Source organism: Microbulbifer maximicatervae (SeqCode) (genome assembly GCF_052467505.1).
The window spans coordinates 1,304,004-1,323,992 of record NZ_CP174313.1 but is presented as its reverse complement, the minus strand read 5'-3'; the positions used below and the strand labels follow the sequence as shown (position 1 = coordinate 1,323,992).

At 50.5% G+C, this 19,989-nt stretch carries 17 protein-coding genes; 11 read left to right on the top strand and 6 right to left on the bottom strand.

Annotated elements, in window-relative coordinates:
- Positions 1-51 precede the first annotated feature (51 nt).
- The 5 genes from ACJJIN_RS05955 to ACJJIN_RS05935 form a co-directional block, all read right to left on the bottom strand.
- Positions 52-1,305: a sensor histidine kinase gene (locus tag ACJJIN_RS05955; protein ID WP_444897285.1), complete on the bottom strand. Its 1,254-nt coding sequence runs from the start codon at positions 1,303-1,305 to the stop codon at positions 52-54.
- Positions 1,292-2,005: a response regulator transcription factor gene (locus ACJJIN_RS05950; RefSeq protein WP_444897284.1), complete on the bottom strand. Its 714-nt coding sequence runs from the start codon at positions 2,003-2,005 to the stop codon at positions 1,292-1,294. Before ACJJIN_RS05950 ends, ACJJIN_RS05955 begins: the two co-directional genes overlap by 14 nt.
- Positions 2,006-2,433: 428 nt before the next feature.
- Positions 2,434-2,643 carry a cold-shock protein gene (locus ACJJIN_RS05945; protein ID WP_108733254.1) on the bottom strand — a complete coding sequence of 70 codons (210 nt, stop codon included), beginning with the start codon at positions 2,641-2,643 and terminating at the stop codon, positions 2,434-2,436.
- A gap of 210 nt (positions 2,644-2,853) precedes the next feature.
- Positions 2,854-3,918, bottom strand: a complete 1,065-nt coding sequence (locus tag ACJJIN_RS05940; RefSeq protein ID WP_444897283.1) for an FAD-dependent oxidoreductase — start codon at positions 3,916-3,918, stop codon at positions 2,854-2,856.
- Between the two features lie 158 nt (positions 3,919-4,076).
- Positions 4,077-4,628: a MarR family winged helix-turn-helix transcriptional regulator gene (locus ACJJIN_RS05935; protein WP_282932789.1), complete on the bottom strand. Its 552-nt coding sequence runs from the start codon at positions 4,626-4,628 to the stop codon at positions 4,077-4,079.
- Positions 4,629-5,077: 449 nt separating this feature from the next.
- Between ACJJIN_RS05935 and ectA the strand changes: the two genes are divergently transcribed.
- From ectA to ACJJIN_RS05880, 11 genes are all read left to right on the top strand, one after another.
- On the top strand, positions 5,078-5,587 hold the full coding sequence (ectA, locus tag ACJJIN_RS05930; RefSeq protein ID WP_444893869.1) for a diaminobutyrate acetyltransferase: 510 nt from the start codon (positions 5,078-5,080) through the stop codon (positions 5,585-5,587).
- Between the two features lie 11 nt (positions 5,588-5,598).
- Complete coding sequence (gene ectB, locus ACJJIN_RS05925; RefSeq protein ID WP_444897282.1) at positions 5,599-6,894, top strand: diaminobutyrate--2-oxoglutarate transaminase; 1,296 nt, start codon at positions 5,599-5,601, stop codon at positions 6,892-6,894.
- Positions 6,895-7,005: 111 nt separating this feature from the next.
- Positions 7,006-7,410, top strand: coding sequence for an ectoine synthase (locus ACJJIN_RS05920; protein ID WP_444897281.1), 405 nt, complete (start codon positions 7,006-7,008; stop codon positions 7,408-7,410).
- Between the two features lie 24 nt (positions 7,411-7,434).
- On the top strand, positions 7,435-8,352 hold the full coding sequence (gene thpD, locus ACJJIN_RS05915) for an ectoine hydroxylase (RefSeq protein WP_444897280.1): 918 nt from the start codon (positions 7,435-7,437) through the stop codon (positions 8,350-8,352).
- 62 nt (positions 8,353-8,414) lie between these two features.
- Entirely contained in the window at positions 8,415-9,845 is a 1,431-nt protein-coding gene (locus ACJJIN_RS05910) for an aspartate kinase (RefSeq protein ID WP_444897279.1), read from the top strand.
- Positions 9,830-10,747 carry a TPR end-of-group domain-containing protein gene (locus tag ACJJIN_RS05905; RefSeq protein WP_444897278.1) on the top strand — a complete coding sequence of 306 codons (918 nt, stop codon included), beginning with the start codon at positions 9,830-9,832 and terminating at the stop codon, positions 10,745-10,747. The genes ACJJIN_RS05910 and ACJJIN_RS05905 overlap by 16 nt, the downstream gene beginning before the upstream one ends.
- A 67-nt stretch (positions 10,748-10,814) precedes the next feature.
- Positions 10,815-12,233 carry a sodium/proline symporter gene (locus ACJJIN_RS05900; protein ID WP_444897277.1) on the top strand — a complete coding sequence of 473 codons (1,419 nt, stop codon included), beginning with the start codon at positions 10,815-10,817 and terminating at the stop codon, positions 12,231-12,233.
- A 529-nt stretch (positions 12,234-12,762) separates the two neighbouring features.
- Positions 12,763-14,226 carry a betaine-aldehyde dehydrogenase gene (gene betB, locus ACJJIN_RS05895; protein ID WP_444897276.1) on the top strand — a complete coding sequence of 488 codons (1,464 nt, stop codon included), beginning with the start codon at positions 12,763-12,765 and terminating at the stop codon, positions 14,224-14,226.
- A gap of 12 nt (positions 14,227-14,238) precedes the next feature.
- On the top strand, positions 14,239-15,912 hold the full coding sequence (betA, locus tag ACJJIN_RS05890) for a choline dehydrogenase (RefSeq protein WP_444897275.1): 1,674 nt from the start codon (positions 14,239-14,241) through the stop codon (positions 15,910-15,912).
- Between the two features lie 123 nt (positions 15,913-16,035).
- A complete protein-coding gene (locus ACJJIN_RS05885) occupies positions 16,036-17,253 on the top strand; it encodes a BCCT family transporter (RefSeq protein ID WP_444897274.1) in 1,218 nt (405 codons plus the stop codon).
- A gap of 63 nt (positions 17,254-17,316) precedes the next feature.
- Positions 17,317-18,030, top strand: a complete 714-nt coding sequence (locus tag ACJJIN_RS05880; RefSeq protein WP_444897273.1) for a TorF family putative porin — start codon at positions 17,317-17,319, stop codon at positions 18,028-18,030.
- A 55-nt stretch (positions 18,031-18,085) separates the two neighbouring features.
- On the opposite strand, the gene ACJJIN_RS05875 is transcribed toward ACJJIN_RS05880, so the two are convergent.
- Positions 18,086-19,753 (bottom strand): BCCT family transporter, encoded by a 1,668-nt coding sequence (locus ACJJIN_RS05875; protein ID WP_444897272.1) that lies wholly within the window; start codon positions 19,751-19,753, stop codon positions 18,086-18,088.
- Positions 19,754-19,989: the final 236 nt, after the last annotated feature.

Sequence of the window (19,989 nt, the reverse complement as noted above, 5' to 3'; positions counted from 1 at the left end):
ATTTCTGGGGTGGATTCTATACCGGTAAAGGTAAACGTCAGGTAAATAAACTCATGCCCAGGCCAGGTTAACGGTTAAGTATTGTTCATTTTTGTTGTAAGAAAAGATCCATTGCTGCTGATCGGCCACTTGCTTCAGGATATGAAGGCCTAAACCAAATCCCTGCCCTTCTCCCCTGTCAAAATGCACCTGCTGCTCCGGCAGTATGGGATTCTGAACCCGGATTCCATTTGCATCAAAATCAATATCGATACTTCCCTCAAGGGTATGCTCAAAGGCATTTCTGAGCAGATTGGTTATGGCGATATCCAATAGTACTTGTACTTGCTTCAAATTGATCGAACTATCCGAATTGAGATGAACTTGTACATCTCGCTGACCCAAGAGGTATTTGAGCTGCTCAACTCGTGTTTGAATCATATTACTGAAATCAAATTCTGTTGATTCCAGATTTACCTTGCTTTGAGATAGCAGCAGAAGCGCTTGTGTTAACTGGGTCATCTGCTCATAAGAGCGCTCAATTTGCTCCAATTGAGTATCGATTGGCTTACCTTTATTCTGCCTTACCTTCACCACATGCAAGGCGCTACCAATGGTTGCCAGAGGAGTTCTCAGTTCATGGCTTGCATTCTGTAGAAATTGTTTTTCCTGCTCTTGTTGATTCCATACCTGCTGTAGCGACTCTTGCAGTACTCGTCCTACACGACCAAATTCATCCTTTCTTTGCTTTAAAGATTCCGGGATCGGTGTAAATTTGTGTCGGCTGCTCTGCGCAAATTGTTCCAGGTCTTTTAGTGGCGATATCACTTGTCTTGCAAGAATAAGAGGCACGCTTAATGCTAATGTCAGGCTTAGTAAGACACCGATAAGAACTTCTATTTCTACCTTTTTATATTTGCTGGGTATTGCCGCTTCTTCTATTTCCAGCACGTAGTAAGTTGTCTTAAGGGCGCTTTCAGCATAGGGCATAATTGCTAAATAGTAGCGATCATCAATTAAGTCTTTACTAAAGTGCACCCTTTTTTCTTCGCTAGCGGCTTCCTCTAACACGCGCTTTGCCGTATCTGGCAGTGAATTGTACTCATCATATGTTTGTAACTGGGCAAAAAAAGGGTCATCAATAACCCCTCCAGCCTCAATAATACGTTTTTCAGCTACTGATATCAGTGTCGCACCCAAGGCGTGCTTAACCATTTTGACTTTGGATTTCTCAACGACAACTGTACTGCACGCCACAATTGCGATAAGAATCCAAATATAATGAAAGAAAAATTTTCTGCGAATGGAGCGATCAAAGACTTTCATCACGCTTCCCCAGGATAACGCCCTTCCCTCTGATCGTGTGCAGTAGTGGAAAACTGAAGCCCTTATCAATTCCCTGCCGTAATCGATACAGGTGCACTTTGATTACGTCGGACTCGGGGGAAAGAAACTGCCATAAATGCTGTTCAATTTTTTCTTTAGTAACCAGCTTTGGACTCTGTTGCATCAAAAATACGAGCAATTCCCAACAGATTGGAGGCAGATTTATAGATTTTCCCTGCCTGGTGACTTCATGGGTCTCTAAATTTACTTCCAGGTCCTCAACTTTATACCGGGTTTGGGTAACGCGTCGTTTTATTGATAGAGACCGAATCCGCGCGACCAGCTCAAGCATTTCGAAGGGTTTAACCAGGTAGTCATCCCCTCCAGATTGGAAACCGGTGATTTTATCGTCCAATTGGTCCAGCGCGGTCAGCATCAATATTGGTGTCGAGCTTCCTGCATTGCGCAACTTAGAACTCACTTCGAAACCGCTTCTACCCGGCATCATGACATCAAGTACGATTACATCGAAGTCATGCTTTAAGGCCAGCTCAGTGGCCATTATTCCATTGTCAGCGAAGTCACATCGAATATTGTACTCTTCGAGGCTCTCAATAATATTGGACGCCAGTGCGTGATTGTCTTCAGCTAAGAGTACCAATATTGGCGTTTTGCAGTCAGGCCCCATTGATCTAGTCACTCAAAAGTTCTCGATAGACCTGGAATAATAAAAGCCGCTGGGTAAACGGAAAGTAAATAAGTGTAAGATTGCCCACTTACTGATCACCTATGGGAAGCTTGCCTGTGATGGCTACTGCCATATCTAAAAATGTCGGGGCCATCGCGCTTGACAAGAAATGACCCTATCAAATCTTCAGAGGCTCTTGCAAAAAGTTGCCCTCTGGCGACCCTTATTGGTACTACACCCTTCATTTGGATTGAGTTGATCCAGGTAGATCTTTCGTCGAGTTAAGAAAGCTGGGAGGAATTCGAAAATGCGTGATAGACCTAAAAAGCTCGGCTGTCACTACAAAGAGAGAGAGGTTGTACCAAGGGGGATACCTCCCCAGCACTTACTGGCTGGGGAAGTGGACGGTCTCGCCCCTTATTGGGGGCGAAGCCTAAAGTTTACAGGCAGACAATGTTTTCTGCTTGTGGGCCTTTAGCGCCCTGAGTCACGGTAAACTCTACCTTCTGGCCTTCGGCCAAGGTTTTAAAACCGCCACCGGAAATTGCGCTGAAGTGAGCAAAAACGTCGGGACCGGATTCCTGGGCGATGAAGCCAAAACCTTTCCCTTCGTCAAACCACTTAACGGTACCAGTAACTGTATTAGACATAATAGATATCCTTGATTGAACAATTGCGCTCCAATTGAATGGAGTTGTGCGGGCAAAAAGTATTATTTTAAACGAGACCGAACGAAGGATTATGACTAAAACTACGAGGTAAACTGCAATAAAAAATGGCTTTTAAACCGGCGGACGAATAGTAGCACTAGCCTGTCACCTATGTCCACTTTTGCCTAAATCTACTCCCGACATTGGTACTCAGACTGCCGTCCACTGCCGCATAAAGGCGCGATGAACTGGAGGCACTGAGGCGATACAGTGGGCCGATAGCCACAATGCCGATTTTGCCAGAGGATTGCTCGAGGAGATCAGCTTTCTCGCCAGCTCTGTTTTCTTAACCACAGACTCTCCGGCCTCATGCCGGGAGGTGGAGTAGCTATCGACCGCACTGTTAGCGATAGCAGATGCTGCGGCTATGGCGTCGGCCATACCCAGATTCATCCCCTTCCCTCCCACTGGAGAGTGGCAATGGGCTGCGTCACCAGCCAATAACACCCGGTGCTTTCGGTAAGTTTCTGCCTGTCGGATGGAGATTTTAAAGGCCGCTGTCCTTCGGATGTTGGAGATTTCTATCGGCAGCCTGAGGGTTGCCAGGGCATCATCGGTTGATGATGCGATGCGGGCGCGGCGCTGTTCGATAGGGAGCACCAAGGTGAACTCACCTTCCCCGCCGTACAAGTCCAGGGCAATCTCTTCCGGATCGAAGTTTCCTCTCAAATCCACATCCGCAATTGACCACTTATTGGGCAGATCAATACCAGGGTACTGTATTTTCAGCTGTTGTCGCACGGCGGACTGTATACCGTCTGCGGCAATCGCCCAGTCAAAAGAGGCGCTGGTATTGTCTGAGAAATTAACGGCCGCCTTGTCTGGGGTGGTTGTGATGTTTGTGACTGAGACCCCGTACTCAACTTCGACGCCCCTCTCGGCAAGAGTGTCCCTGAGGATTCCCTCGGTCCGGTTTTGCGGCAGCCCGAGAGGTACCCTATCGCGAAACTCATTTCCGCTGTTGTCGATATAAACCAGGGTTCTCTCATCGCGCAATATATGCATTTTCCTTAGAGGCATAGCCTCAGCAAGAAAGGGATCTGCAGCACCCAGCTCCCGAAGGGCATCAATGGTGGCCGGCATAATGCCAACAGCGCGGGAGAGTTCAGAGGGGCTGTCTTTGCGCTCAACAATACGGCACTTCAGCCCCAAGGAAGTGAGGGCGACTGCAGCAGTCAATCCGGTCGGACCGGCACCAATTACCAGGATGTCCATCGATACAACTTGTAGCCTGAAAGCTCAACCGGTCGACACAGAATGCCTCGATCGCTACAGGGAGCTTGCTGCTGCAAGCTTAGACAAATTTCTACTGCTGTAGAGGGGCGTAATGGCCACTAAATGCGTGCACAGCCCCTCTTCTCCGGTGTCGCTACTTAAGTACTTTTATCTCTGTCGGAGGAGTCGGGGATGTCACTGTAGCCCAGTGCCGTTGCGGGCTTATCCATTGAGGCACCCTGGCGATCTAGTACACCAATATCCAGTACTGGGGAAGCATCGATATGTTGAGCATCCATCATTTGGGCAACGCGCTGTAGTGAAGCAATTATCATGCTTTGCTCCCAGTCTTTTAGATCGCCAAACTGACGAGCAAACTGGTCCTGAAGCGGGATGGGGGCATCGCGCAAAGTCTCCGCGGCCTCCTCAGTAAGGTAAGCATGCACTTTGCGCTTATCCGCCTGGGAGCGCTGGCGATAAACCAAGCCTCTCTTCTCCAGGCGGTCAAGAATATTGGTCACGGTTGCCTGGCTCAGGCTGACCTCGTTGGCCAGTTCGCCGATCGTCACTTCACCCTTATTGCGAATAGCTTGTAGCAACAACACCTGCGGGGCGGTTAAGCCAGTGGTTTTAGCCAGGTGTTTGGAGTGCAGGTCCGTGGCTCTTATTACCCGCCGCAGGGCCACTAGCACTTGTTCGATACTGTTCAAAGTTACCTCTCAATCATGGAGTCAGGGTGATTGCCGGAATTATATCGCCGTACCCCTCAATCACTAAGCGCTTATAACCCGACTGCGAAACATCACCCCCACAAGAGCCTCAGGCTCCATCACAAAACTGTCCATTTTATGGTCAGGCGATCTTTCAGCCGGCATGTCCAATAGAAAATTTCATCGACCTCAAAATATTATTTTTACCTGCCTATAGGCTGTATATCCCACATATCTAGGCATTTCTAGGTCAAATATTGTGACTTGATTCGCCTCAAGCATCCTGGACTTTGAATTTAATTTGTGTACGATATTTAGCGTTCAAAGCATTTTTACTAGTAATCCGGCATCAAAATGCCTCTAAGAAGCTATATTTACGCCATTTGCTCAACACTTGCGCAGGTAAATATTTAGAGGTGAAAAAATATTTAGTCGGTTGGGAAGGTTTTTTGTCTAGCTCAGAAAATATTTTGTTGCGCAGTCCATTGATTGAAGATGGGATGGCCACTTACCGATTGATCAAACGTTGCCCTCCCCTGGATACAAACTCCAGCTACTGCAACCTCCTCCACTGCAGCCATTTCGCCAACACCTCAGTCGCCGCAGAGGTTGATGGAGAGCTGCTGGGCTTTATTTCCGGGTATATCATCCCCGACCGTACAGACACCCTCTTTGTCTGGCAGGTGGCCGTCGACGAGAAAGCCCGGGGGCTTGGACTGGCCTCCCGGATGATAAGTCACATCCTTGAGCGCCCTCACTGTGGTTCGGTCAGATTTATCGAGACCACGATTACAGAACACAACCTGCCGTCTTGGGCGCTCTTCCACAGTGTCGCCGATAAATTATCGGTCGATCTTCACTCCTCGCCCTGGATGGACTCTCAAGCCCACTTTGATGGGCTGCACGACTCCGAAACCCTTGTCCGCATCGGGCCTTTCGCCCTCGAAGAAACACCATAAAAGAGAAAATCATGAAGATCTTTGATGAGATTGAATCAGAAGTGCAAAGCTATGCCCGCTCCTTTCCGCGAGTCTTCAATCGCGCAAAAGGCGAGCTGATGTGGGATGAGGAGGGAAATCAGTATCTGGATTTCCTGGCGGGTGCCGGCACGCTCAACTACGGGCACAACAACCCGCTGTTCAAGCAGGCACTGCAAGATTACATCGAGGCCGATGGAATTACTCACGGCCTCGACATGCACACCAGGGCCAAGGGTGAATTCCTACAGGCACTGAATGAGAAAATTCTCAAGCCGCGGAATATGGAGTACGTGGTGCAGTTTACCGGTCCGACAGGGACGAATGCGGTAGAGGCTGCGATGAAAATTGCCCGCAATGTAACCGGGCAGCAGAACATCGTCACCTTTACCAACGGTTTCCATGGCGTAAGCCTTGGCTCGCTGGCCGCCACCGGCAACTCGCATCACAGGGATGCTGCCGGTGTCAGCCTCAATGGTACGCACCGCATGCCCTTTGACGACTACCTGGGCAAAAATATCGATACCACAGAATACCTCGATAAAGTCCTCTCAGATTCCAGCAGCGGTATTAATTCTCCCGCAGCAGTGATTGTTGAGACAGTTCAAGGGGAAGGCGGTATCAATGCGGCCAGTATCGAGTGGCTAAGAAACCTTCAGTCCGTCTGCAAAAAACACGGCTTACTTTTTATTGTCGATGATATCCAGGCTGGCTGCGGCCGCACGGGCAACTTTTTCAGCTTTGAAGAGGCCGGTATCGAACCCGATATCATTACGCTATCCAAATCCCTCAGCGGCTATGGGCTGCCATTTGCGCTGGTGCTAATGAAGCCAGAACTGGACCAGTGGAAGCCCGGTGAGCACAACGGCACTTTCCGTGGCAACAATCTGGCTTTTGTAACTGCGAAAGCCGCTATCGATCATTACTGGTCTGACGAAAACTTCTCACGGGAGATTAAACGCAAGGGCAAATACATTTCCGAGCGTTTGAATGAAATTGTCAGCCGATATGGTGAGGGTAACTTCACCACCAAAGGCCGGGGGATGTTTCAGGGTATCGACTGCATCAGCGGCGAACTTGCAGGAAAAATCACCAAACTGGCATTCAAGCAGGGGCTGATTATTGAAACCAGCGGAGCCGATGACCAGATCGTTAAGCTCCTTTGCCCACTGATTATCACCGATCAAAACCTTAAAAGAGGGATCGACATTATTGAATCCGCTATCCGGGAAGTTTGTGCCGGAGAGCGGGATATGCCTGAGGAAAGAGTCTTTTTTGAAGCCTGCTAGACTTTAAGGGCCTCTGAAAAGGTTCACGCAAAAGATCCAACTGTGCAGGCTGCAAACTAAGAATATTGCTGACCAGCCAGACTCGAACACACACGAAACAGCGAAATACCAATGATTGTCAGAAGTTTACAGGAAGCTAAAAAATCCGGCCGCCGGGTTGTTTCACCGGATAGCAACTGGGAGAGCACCCGACTCCTGCTTAAAGATGATGAAATGGGTTTTTCTTTCCATATCACCACTATTTATGCCGATGCTGACTTCCAAATGCACTATCAAAACCATTTGGAAGCGGTTTACTGCATTTCCGGCAGAGGTGAGGTAGAAACTCTTGAGAATGGCAAGAAGCACCTTATCGAACCTGGAACTATCTATATTCTCGATAAGCATGACCGGCACATTTTAAGAGCCTTCGAAGAAATGACTATGGCCTGTGTATTTAACCCCCCTTTGAATGGCAAGGAAGTACACAATGCTGAGGGAGCCTACGAACTTGAGGCTGACAAGATTGATGAATAATTAGTCAGTCATAGGGCAGTATCCATGAAGTACCTTCCAGATAGCTCAAGTGTTACCAGGGAAGATTGCTACCCCTCCCGAAAACCGGGCCTCCTGGGTGGTACCAGGGTGCGCAAAGATCCAATTGTGTATGGGGACTGCCAGTCCCTCTCCCCACTGGCACCATCGCAACTCAAGCGCTATGCAGAACAGGGCTTTGTTGTACTGGAGAATATGTTTTCCCAGGCGGAGATTAACCTTTTTACGCAAGAGCTGGCGGAGATTAAACAGCGCAGACACACTGACAAGTCGGAAGAAATTATCACCGAGCCTGAAAGTAACGAAGTGCGCTCAGTCTTTCGTATCCACAAAAGCAGCCAAATTTTTAACCGGCTTTCCAGGGATCAGCGGCTATCAAGTATTGCGAAATGTATTTTGGGTGATGAGGTTTATATCCATCAGTCTCGCGCGAACTACAAACCTGGTTTTCGCGGGAAAGATTTTTATTGGCACTCCGACTTTGAAACCTGGCATGTCGAGGACGGCATGCCCCGTATGCGGGCACTCAGCATCTCCATTACCTTAACAGAGAATCATCATTTTAATGGCCCATTGATGCTGATTCCCAAGTCCCACCACCATTACATTGCTTGCGATGGGGAAACACCAAAACGGAACTACCTCAGCTCACTGAAAAAGCAAGAACTTGGTATTCCCTCAGATAGCCATTTGAGGTCCCTGGTATCCAATGGCGGAATATCAGCTGTTACAGGCAAGCCCGGCAGCATTGTTGTGTTTGACTGTAACTTAATGCATGGCTCCAGCAGCAATATCAGCCCCGACCCGAGGTCTAATTTGTTTTTTGTTTTTAATGCCCTGAGCAACAAGGTGGAGGCTCCGTTTTGCGGCTTGCCTCCCAGGCCGGAATACATCTGTGCGAGGAAATCAATTTCTACTATCTGAAGCAAATCTCAATTCAAAGCACTCACCCAGTTTTTAAGAGAAAGAAGGACCAGTAAGAGACGATGCATACGATAGAAAAGATTGGCGGCACCTCTATGACGGACTACGAAGCGGTCCGGGATAATATTATCAAAGGTGACTCCAAGGGGATCTACAATCGTGTTTTTGTAGTCTCTGCCTACGGCGGTATTACTGACTTGCTTCTAGAGCACAAGAAAAGTGGTCAACCAGGTATCTATGCCCTCTTCTCCAGCAGCATTGAGGATGATAGCTGGCTGGTTAAGTTTGATGAGCTTCGGGCAGCACTGCGGCAAATCAACGAGCGTCTTTTCGGACATGGCGATCTTCTCGCGGAAGCGAACCTGTTTTTGGATGAAAGGCTGGAGAGCGCGAAAAAATGCCTGAGAGACCTGCAAAGCCTCTGTCAGCACGGCCACTTCTCCCTCGACGCCCACTTGGGCACGGTAAGGGAGATGTTAGCCAGCCTCGGCGAGGCCCACAGCGCATGGAACACTTCGAAACTGTTGCAGCGGGATGGTGTAAATGCCTGCTTTGTCGATCTGACTGGCTGGCGCACCAACAAGCACATTCCCCTGGATGAGCGTATCCGGGATGCCTTTGCCACCATCGACTTAAGCAAACAGCTGCCTATTGTTACCGGCTATGCCCACAGCGATAAGGGCCTGCTGATCTCGTTTGATCGGGGCTATAGCGAGATGACTTTCAGTCGTCTCGCCGTCCTCACCGGGGCAAAGGAGGCGGTGATTCACAAAGAGTTTCACCTGAGCAGTGCAGACCCCCGCCTGGTGGGAGAGGGAAATGCAGTACCCATTGGCCGCACCAACTACGATGTGGCCGACCAATTGGCCAACCTGGGGATGGAAGCGATTCACCCCAAAGCCGCCAAGGGGCTGCGCCAACAAAATATCCCTCTCAGGGTGAAAAATACCTTCGAGCCCGAACACGCCGGCACCCTGATTACTGGTGACTACATCAGCGACTCTCCACGAGTGGAAATTATTGCAGGCTGTAAAGGGGTTTACGCCCTGGAGTTGTTTGACCAGGATATGGCGGGCAGCATCCACGATTATGATCGCGAAGTGCTACTGGTGATCAAGCGCTTCAAAGCCCATATTATTTCCAAAAACACTAATGCCAATACCCTTACCCATTTCCTCTCCACCAACTTGAAAACAATCAAGCGGATTCAGGCTGCATTGGAAGAGCATTTTCCCGAAGCCGAACTGAACCAGCGCAAAGTCGCCATAGTTTCAGCCATCGGTAGCGATATGCAAATCCCCGGCGTGCTGGCCAAAGCGGTGCAGTCGATGTCCAAAAGCAATATCCGCGTGCTCGCCATGCACCAGTCCCTGCGTCATGTGGATATGCAGTTCATCGTTAACGAGCCAGACTATGACGCAGCCGTTCGGACACTACACGAGGCACTGGTAGAAATTTACAATCACGGGACGGCGATATGCCTCGCATCCTGAGCCTTTGTGCCCTGCTCTTTTTATTTACTTCCGCCACCTCTATTTCCCAGGAAGCGGAAGAAAAGAAAAAAGACAGTGCGCAAAGCGAGGTCGACACCCTTGAGAAGCCCTTATACACACCCTTCGTCGAGCGCTATATGCTCGACGAAATTAAGCAGCTGCGAATCGATCAGGCTAATGCCAAGCAGGAATTGATTCAGCAAATTGTCGATCGTGAACACAACTCTGTCGATCGAGCCGTAGCCTACGCAACCGATACGGTTACCTACTTTTTCTACTTGATAGCCGCCGCCACTTCAATTTTGGTTTTAGTTGGCTGGCGGTCATTCCAGGACATTAAAGAGCGGGTACACTCTCTGGCCGATGAGGAGATCTCAAAGCTGGTCCAGGAATACGAAAAGCGCTTGGAAGTTATAGAGAAGCAGCTTCAACAGAAAACACAACATATTGAAGAAAACCGCGAGGAAATCGAGCTAACCCAGGAAGTACAGTCCCTGTGGCTGCGCGCTCAACAGGAATCCTCAGTGGCCAATAAAATTGCCATTTACGACGAGATTTTGCGCCTCCGCCACGAGGATGTAGAAGCCCTTACCTATAAAGCTGATGCAGTGCTGGAGATCAATGAACCCCAGTGGGCCGCCAATCTTTGTCACCAGGCCCTGGGTATTGACCCAGATAACAGCCATGCCTTCTACCAACTGGCTTGCGCCCATACTGCCATGGGTCAATTTGATGAAGCGCTGCGTTATCTGGCGGAAGCCATTAAAAGGCGGGAAAGCTACCGCGATGAAATCCTGGTTGATAGTGCCTTACAGCCTCTAGCGGAAAGTGAAGTATTTGAGGAACTCGACCAGGTTATTGCCAATACTCCCTCACCGCAAAGCGGTGGCAAGGGGAGCTAGAAATATTCGGATAACCTCTGAAGACCAACCCATAAAATAATACGGGATAAAAATAATAGGATTGCCGATGATCTATTCATTTCTTGGTTTTTTACTTTTGTTCACTCTGGTCGGCCTCTCTTCTGCGATGTTCAGCCGTCAAACCAAAGCCGACTATTACCTTGCCAGCAGTGGTGTCTCCCCCTGGCTGGTGGGGTTGTCTGCCGTGGCAACGAACAATAGCGGCTATATGTTTATCGGGGTTATCGGCTATACCTACACCACTGGGTTGGCCTCCATCTGGTTGATGGTGGGGTGGATTGCCGGTGATTTTCTGGCTTCCCTCTATGTACACAAGCGATTGAGGACCGCTACCAGTTCAAGTGGTGAAGTCAGCTACGCAGGTGTTCTCAGTAACTGGTACGGACAGAAGTACTCAGCCCTGCAGCGCCTGATCGGCATCATTTCCCTGCTGTTTTTACTAACTTATGCCTCTGCCCAAATGGTTGCCGGCAGCAAAGCCCTGCACGTACTGCTGGATTGGCCTCTCTGGTCCGGTGCTGTAGTTGGAGCTGTGCTTGTATGCCTCTACTGTTTAGCTGGCGGCATCCGCGCGTCCATTTGGACTGATGCGGCCCAATCCATCGTTATGATGGGGGCTATGGCAGCACTTCTAGCCGTCGCCCTTGCCAACTTGGGTGGCATCACCAGTGCGGCGATACAAATGCAGGCTATTGAAGGTTTTACCCATTGGTTTCCCGAGGGGCTCGCCTTTGCGGGCTGGGGCGGGGTGATACTCTTTGTGATCAGTTGGGGGTTTGCTGGATTGTCTGTGATTGGACAACCCCACGTTATGGTTCGATTTATGACCCTGAAGGATTCCAGCAAGATGAACCGGGCAAGGGCCTGGTACTATCTGTGGTTCATCCTTTTCTATTGTATGGCCACCGGGGTCGGCCTGCTATCCAGAGTGTTTATTGCTGACACAGGGAGCTTTGATGCGGAGCTTGCTCTTCCCACCATGGCTATGGATTTGTTGCCCCCTGTTTTTGTTGGGCTGATCCTGGCTGGTATCTTTGCCGCAACCATGTCCACCGCAGACTCCCTGCTTCTCAGCTGCTCCGCAGCCATTACCCACGATATTCTTCCGCACAAGATTGAAAAAACCTGGTTTCTAAAGCTTGTCACAGTTGCGATAACCGGCGGCGCATTGCTGTTGGCGCTCGCCAACAGCCAAAGTGTGTTCAGCCTGGTTATTTTCGCTTGGTCGGGACTTGCCAGCGCATTTGGCCCTCTACTCCTGGTATTGTGTTTTGGGGGTAAGCCATCCCAGGCAACCGCTATCGCAGCAGTGATTATCGGCTTTACAGCAGCGATTACCTGGCGGCTACTGGGGTATCACGGCGTGATCTATGAGGGATTGCCGGGTATTGCAGCTGGGTTAGCAGTGCTATATCTGGCCAGCCTGAACCGCCAAACCTCCACTTTACGCGAGGCAAACAGTTAAATTCACTCAACGTAATTCTGGGGAGGTAGAGCCTCCCCACCTGCCAGACCTTCACCAGCTAGAGCCTCCTCCCCCAAAAGCGACAAATCCCATCTCCTGCCGCCCGAAGCCCCCGCCTTTCGGGCACCTGACTTGACCCCGAGACAGCCGGGTTGAGCAAAATTCATACAGTGCTTTTTATAGAGTTCAAATGAGATTTTTGGCCCAACCCAGCCCACTTTTAACCCTTGAAAATACGGATTAACTCTGTAGTCGCTGAAAAATAAATCCTCCTACGAATCCGCCAGCTTTGTTGCATTGAGTGCTAACAATTAGAGTTCAAATTAAAAATATGTTACATTTTGTGTCATATCGCTCGATCAACGACTATCGAGCCCGGGCTGGAATCTGACGATTAGGGACAAATGTCTTCGTCAGACCGGCCCTTTTTTATGATGACTGGACCTTCTCGATCGGCCCATTGCGCCCTTCAAGTCCATCGCCAACGAACAACCGACTGACCCTCTGTTAAAGCAGTATGGAGAGACAGATGTCACTGGACAAACAACGGAATTTTGTAGACGGCCGCTACCTGTCGAATGAGAGCGGCGAGTGCTTTGATGTATATAACCCGGCGACCAACGAAATCAGCTATCAGGTTGAGGTTGCCGACGAAAAGGTACTGGCAGAAACCATCGAGAGCGCCAAGCGCGGTTTTGCCCAGTGGTCAGCGATGATGCCGGTAGAACGCAACCGCATCCTGCAGAAAGCAGTAGCACTGTTGCGCGAGCGCAACGACGAACTGGCAGCTATCGAAGTGACTGATACCGGCAAGCCCTGGCAGGAAGCCAGTGTTGTCGACGTGGTGACTGGGGCCGACTCCATCGAATTCTTTGCCGGCCTGGCTGCAGGCATTGAAGGCAATCAGCAGCAAGTCGGTGAGGACTTCTACTACACCCGCCGCGAGCCCCTGGGCATCTGCGCCGGAATCGGTGCCTGGAACTACCCCTTACAAATCGCTTGCTGGAAAGCCGCCCCGGCCCTAGCCTGCGGTAACGCCATGATCTTCAAGCCTTCCGAAGAAACCCCCAAAGGTGCTTTGAAGTTGGCTGAAATCTTTATTGAAGCGGGCATGCCCCCGGGTGTTTTCAACGTAATCCAAGGTGATGGCGCCGTGGGTGCCTGGCTGACTAACCACCCGGATATCGCCAAGGTTTCCTTTACCGGCGAAGTGGGTACCGGCAAGAAAGTGATGGCCGCAGCGGCTTCCAACCTGAAAGAAGTTACCATGGAGCTGGGTGGCAAGTCCCCGCTGGTGATCTTTGATGATGCCGACCTGGAGCAAGCCGTTTCTGCTGCCATGCTGGGCAACTTCTACACCCAGGGCGAAATCTGCACCAACGGTACCCGGGTATTTGTACACCGCAGCATCCACGATCAGTTCCTCGCTCGTCTGAAAGAGCGTGTTGAGCAAAATATTATTGCCGGTGATCCGATGAATCCGGACACCAACTTCGGCGCCCTGATTTCTGCCAAGCACCAGCAACTGGTGATGGACTACATCAGCAAGGGTAAAGAGGAAGGCGCGACCCTGTTCTGCGGCGGTCACACCCTTTCACCAGAAAATTCACCTAACGGTTACTTCGTTGCTCCCACCGTATTCACCGACTGTCATGACGATATGACCATCTGCCGCGAAGAGATCTTCGGCCCGGTAATGTCGGTACTGGTCTTTGATGATGAAGACGAAGTGATCCGCCGCGCTAACGATACCCGATTGGGCTTGGCCGCCGGCGTATTTACCCGTGATATCACTCGCGCCCACCGTGTGATCCACCAGATGCAAGCGGGTATCTGCTGGATCAATGCCTACGGCGCTTCCCCGGCAGAAATGCCGGTGGGCGGATACAAGTTATCCGGAATCGGACGCGAAAATGGACTTGCGACCCTGAACCACTACACCCAGCTAAAAGCGGTGTATGTGGGCCTGGCACCACTGGAAAGCCCATTTTAAGCGGTACCCTGTATGAGTGAGTTTGACTACATCATTGTCGGCGCCGGCTCTGCCGGTTGCGTTTTGGCCAACCGCCTGTCTGACCAGGAAGATAAAAAAGTCCTCCTGGTAGAGACAGGAGGTAGCGATCGCAGCATCTTTATCCAGATGCCCACCGCGCTGTCCATCCCCATGAATACTGAGAAGTACGCCTGGCAGTTTACGACTGAACCGGAGCCCCACTTGGATAACCGCAGTATGCACTGCCCCAGGGGCAAGGTACTCGGTGGTTCCTCCTCGATTAACGGGATGGTTTACGTGCGCGGGCACGCTAAAGACTTTGATGAGTGGGCACAGCACGGCGCCGAAGGCTGGGATTACGCCCACTGCCTGCCCTACTTTAAACGCTCTGAGACCTGGGCTTTCGGCGGTGACGATTACCGTGGTGACGAAGGCCCACTGGGGGTCAATAACGGCAATGAAATGGCCAACCCCCTTTATGGAGCCTTTATCGAAGCTGGCAAAGAAGCTGGCTACGACTACACCGCAGATTACAATGGTGAGCAGCAAGAGGGCTTTGGCCCCATGCATATGACGGTAAAAGATGGCAAGCGTTGGTCTACCGCCAACGCTTACCTAAAACCGGCAATGCAGCGCCCCAATTTGACGGTATTGACCCACGCCACTGTGCATAAGGTGATTCTGGAAGGTAAACGGGCAGTCGGAATCAAACTTGAACGCAAGGGAAAGATCCTGGAATTCAAGGCGCGGCAGGAAGTCATCCTCAGCGCAGGTCCCATCGGCTCCCCTCACCTTCTTCAGCTCTCCGGAATCGGAGATCCCGACACACTGGCAGAAGCCGGTATCGAACTCCATCACGAACTCCCCGGCGTCGGCCAAAACTTGCAGGACCACCTGGAGTTCTATTTCCAGTTCCGCTGCAACCAACCGATTTCCCTGAATGGCAAGCTCGATCCGTGGAATAAATTCCTGATCGGCGCTCGTTGGATACTGAAGAAGGATGGTCTCGGAGCCACCAACCATTTCGAGTCCTGCGGTTTTATTCGCTCCAAAGAAAATGTGGAGTGGCCGGACCTGCAATATCACTTCCTGCCAGCAGCCATGCGCTATGACGGCCGCGAAGCTTTCGACGGCCACGGCTTCCAGGTGCATATCGGGCACAACAAGCCCAAGAGTCGCGGCAGGGTCAAAGTGGTGAGCAGTGATCCCAAGCAATCCCCTTCAATCCTGTTCAACTATTTGCAGGAGAAAGAGGACATCGAGGGTTTCCGTGCTTGTGTGCGACTGACTCGCGAGATTATCAATCAGCCAGCTTTCGACGAATACCGAGGCGATGAAATCCAGCCCGGCACCGGTATCCAGACTAATGAACAAATTGACGCTTTCGTACGGGAATCCGTCGAGAGTGCTTACCACCCATCCTGCTCCTGCAAGATGGGCACTGATGCAATGGCAGTGGTAGACCCGGAAACCCGTGTACACGGATTGCAGGGCTTGAGAGTTGTAGATTCCTCCATCTTTCCGACCATTCCCAACGGCAACCTGAATGCGCCCACCATTATGGTGGCGGAGCGGGCTGCTGACCTGATTTTAGGGCGCCCTGTATTGGCGCCCTCCGAGGCACCGGTAGCAACCAAGGCTACCAGCACTCAGCGACCTGGCCGCCCTGCGCGCTCAGTGAGCTGAATTTACGTCGGCGCTCTGGCAGAGATTTGACTGCCCCCTTCAAATGCGACGGGGATACTCAAATCTCGCACAGCAATGCCCTCTGGGGGCGCCGGCATACCAATAACTAGCTGGAGACTCAGCATGACAGCTTGGCTTTCTGCGGGATTATTGTTTACCTTCACGGCAATAATTTTCTCGCTGATTAAATGGGGAAATGTGAAGATGGTCGGGGTGACCCCGGTTAAAACCTTCACTTTTATAGCGATCCTTTTCACCTCCGGCCTCGATGTAGGCCTTATCATGTTCCCCCTCACCGAGTTCGGTGGCTACGCAGACCTAACCGCAAACCCAGAATACGGCTTCACCAACGCACTCGCGATTGAGTTTGGTTTTTGGGCCTTCCTGATCTGGGGCTTCTACTTCCTCACCTGTTTTTACTTCTGCATTATCGAACCCAAAGTTAAATTCTTTGAGATAGGCCTGGTAAAACTAATCAACAATGTAGTGATTATCGGAACCTGTGCCTTTACCGCCTACTTGCTGCTCAGCAACCTGCCCTGGTACCTGCCGCAAGTTGGCGATGGTGAAACTATTGTTGGCACCTTCTACCTGATCGTCTTTGCAGTGATCGCCGCTGCGGTCTACTCATCCACCAGCCTGCGCTATGTACGCTTCCTCAGTCTGGCGACTACCTGGATGTTTATTGGCCTGATCGCGGTAATGTGGGTAGGCGCCTTTACCGGCGAGAACGGCAGCGTTGGAGACTTTGCTTCCACCTTTGCATTGCTCGGCGGTTACTTCGGCAATATCCACCAGTTCGTGCTGCCGTTAAATGACTACCACGAGTTCTACCTATTCTGGTGGTTTGCCTGGAGCATTATGATTGGCCAGTTTACCTCCCGCTTTGTGGGCGGCCTGCGCACTTACCAAGTACTGGCGGCGATGCTGATATTCCCATCCATCCCCATCGCGCTCTGGTTCACCGTGCTCTACTACTACTCCAGCCAAGGCCTGGATACCAGTGGCTTCTACAACCTGGCCATGGTGATTGTGGGTGTTACCTTCGTGATCAACTCGCTGGATTCCCTGATTCGCCTGTACACCGACAATCTGGGTATGACTGTTGCGCGTCTGGGCAAGTGGAAATACTTCGTGCTGAACCTGGTTGCGATGAGCCTGCTCACCCTGTTGTTCAAGCTCAACTTCCTGCAAATCCAGTGGATCGGCGCTCTGGTAATTGGCATTTTCTTCTGCTGCCTGGGTTACATCCTGGTGAAACGCTTCAGGGCGGTAGCAGCTATCGACTCCTCGCCTAAAGAAAACAAGATCGACTTTAGCAAGATCGAACTGGCGAGCTAACTGTTGAAATCCCCCGCCTGGTTTGGCGGGGGCTACAAAATATAAATAAGTGGTAATTGAACAATGAAATCAACTTTGAAACTTTCTGCACTGACCTGCGCTTCCCTGCTGGTGCTTGCCCAACAATCCCAAGCGGAGCTGTCCTCTACTGTTAACCTGACTACTGACTACACCTTTAACGGTGTCAGCCAGACTCAAAACGACCCAGCGCTGCAAGCCAGTCTGGACTACGGTTTTGATAGCGGCTGGTATATCGGCACCTGGGCTTCCAACGTAGACTTCGGTGATGATGACGATACCAACCTGGAGTGGGATTTTTACGCAGGTAAGTTCATGCAGCTTACCGATAAAGTAAGCTTGGACACTGGACTCGCTTATTACACCTATCACGGCGATGATGATCTCTCTGATGACTACGCCTATCCGGAAGCTTATGCCAAGCTTGGCTACAGCTCTGCTCTAGGCGAATCAGAAGTCAATGGCTGGTATAGCTGGGATTACTTTGGCACGGGCGGTGGTCATTACATTATGATGCTGGCGCACACCTTTGAGTTTGCAGAAGGTCACAACGTTCGCTTCAGTGTTGACCGCTCTACCAGCGTCAATAAAGACAAATGGACCTGGGATGGTAAAAAATCTTACAACCACTACCGAGTGGAGTATATGACTTCCCTGGAAGGTTTTGATTTCAATGTTGCCGCCGAGAATACCAATCTCGACGTGGGCACTGCTGACGAGCGAATTGTCTTCTCTGTTGCCCGCACTTTTAGCCTTTAAACTATGAGTGCAGCCGGGGCCTAAAATAGCCCCGGCATATCTTACTAACCCGCGCTCAGGGTGTTTCTTCTTTGCCTCCCTGACTAATCTTTTTTGCAGATTTCATCACAACTTGCCCTGATTCAGTATTCCCACCCCAGGCACCTTCCTCAGCTACCCCCTCCAAAACAATTTCCTTTTCAAGGATAACTGGGTGCAAATTCAAGTCATGCCGTGCAACTTTAACCATTGAGATACACAGCAAGAGGGCAATTAGCAGCAAGGGGACTCCGGCGATAATGCTTGCCGCCTGCAACGCTTCCAGTCCGCCAATAAGCAACAAAGCAATAGGCATTACTGCCAGCGCGAAGGCCCAGAAAATTCGATTCCACCGAAGCGGCTCGCCATGGACCTCTTTCTGCACAACGGCGGCAAGAATATGAGATATGGAGTCAAAAGTAATGATCGTAAAAACCAGTGCGATCAGCGTATAGAGCAGCACAACTAACTGGCTCGCCGGCAACTTATCTAAAACGGCAAAGATCACGGTATTGGCTCCCTGCTGATTCAGTATTTGCACCAAGTCCAGCTCGCCCGAAAAATGCAAGTAAACGCCGTAGTTGCCTAGCACCATAAAAAACAAGAAGCAGCCAAAAGTTCCAAAAAATAGTGCCCCAAGAATCATCGCCTTGATAGTCCGCCCTCCGGAGATACGCGCAATAAATAAGCCAATACTCGGAGAAAAAACCAACCACCAAGCCCAATAGAAGACGGTCCAGTCCTGGGGGAAGCGAGTATTGGGGAACTGTTTAAAATGAGAGAAGGACTCAGTCCAAGTGGCCATTTGCAAGAAGTTATGCAGCGCTCTACCCAGGGAATCCAACCCACTATTGAGCATAAATAGTGTTGGTCCCGCGATAAACACGAAGAGCAGCAAGACAAGTGAGAGAAAAATTGTAAAGTTTGATAGGACACTAAGGCCGCGCTTTACGCCGACAAGAGCACAGTAACCAAACAATAGCGCACAAAATATCAGTGCCCCAACCTGAAATCCCACCCCAGTAGGAACCCCAAATAGCTTATGCAATCCCAAAGTAATCAGCGGCGCCGCAATACCAAGCCGTGTAGCCGCGCCCCCTAACATGCCAAATACCAGGGAAGTATCGATAAGCTTACCAATGGGCCCGCCCACGCTACGATCACCCAATACTGGCGCGAGCGCTTGGCTTAACTTTAGAACCTTGCGTTTACGCACATAGTAGTAATAGGCAATTGGCAGTGCGGGGATCAGATAGATAGACCAAGCCAGCGGTCCCCAGTGAAAGATACCGTAGGAAACTGCCCATCGCGCAGCTTCAGCTGAGCTTGCTTGAACCTGGAACGGCGGCTGTTGGTAATAGTAGATCCATTCAACCATCGACCAATACAAAATAGAGGCGCCAATACCGGAAGAAAACAACATGGCAGCCCAGGATAGAGTTGAGAATTCGGGGCCCTCTTTCCCCCCTCCCAACTTTATCCTGCCAATATCACTGAAGGCGATATACAGCACAAATAACATCGCACCTAGGCCTAGCAGGAGATAAAAGACCCCCAACTTCTCTGTCACCAGATCTTTAGCTGCCAATAACCATAAAGAACCCGCCTCGGGAAAGAGGATCAAGGGCACTGTCGCCACTAGAAGCAATGCAAAAGAGCCCCAAAAGGTGGGCTTGTCTATGAGGTCCTTTGTTCCCTTATTCAACAAGGGTTCCTTCTGAAAAGATGTTCCTACAAAACGGGAAGGAGTTGGGAGCTAAATCAATTACAGTCTGGCTATTTTTTGACCAGTCGGAACAAAGTTGCTGAAACTAAAGACGCCAATCTTTAAGGCAAGCACTGCACTGCCATTTACCAACCGCTGGCATGACGTGATTAGCATCCTTTTGAGTGCTGATTTAACAGGCCAAATGCAATTCAAGTGTGAACAGGATGTGCATA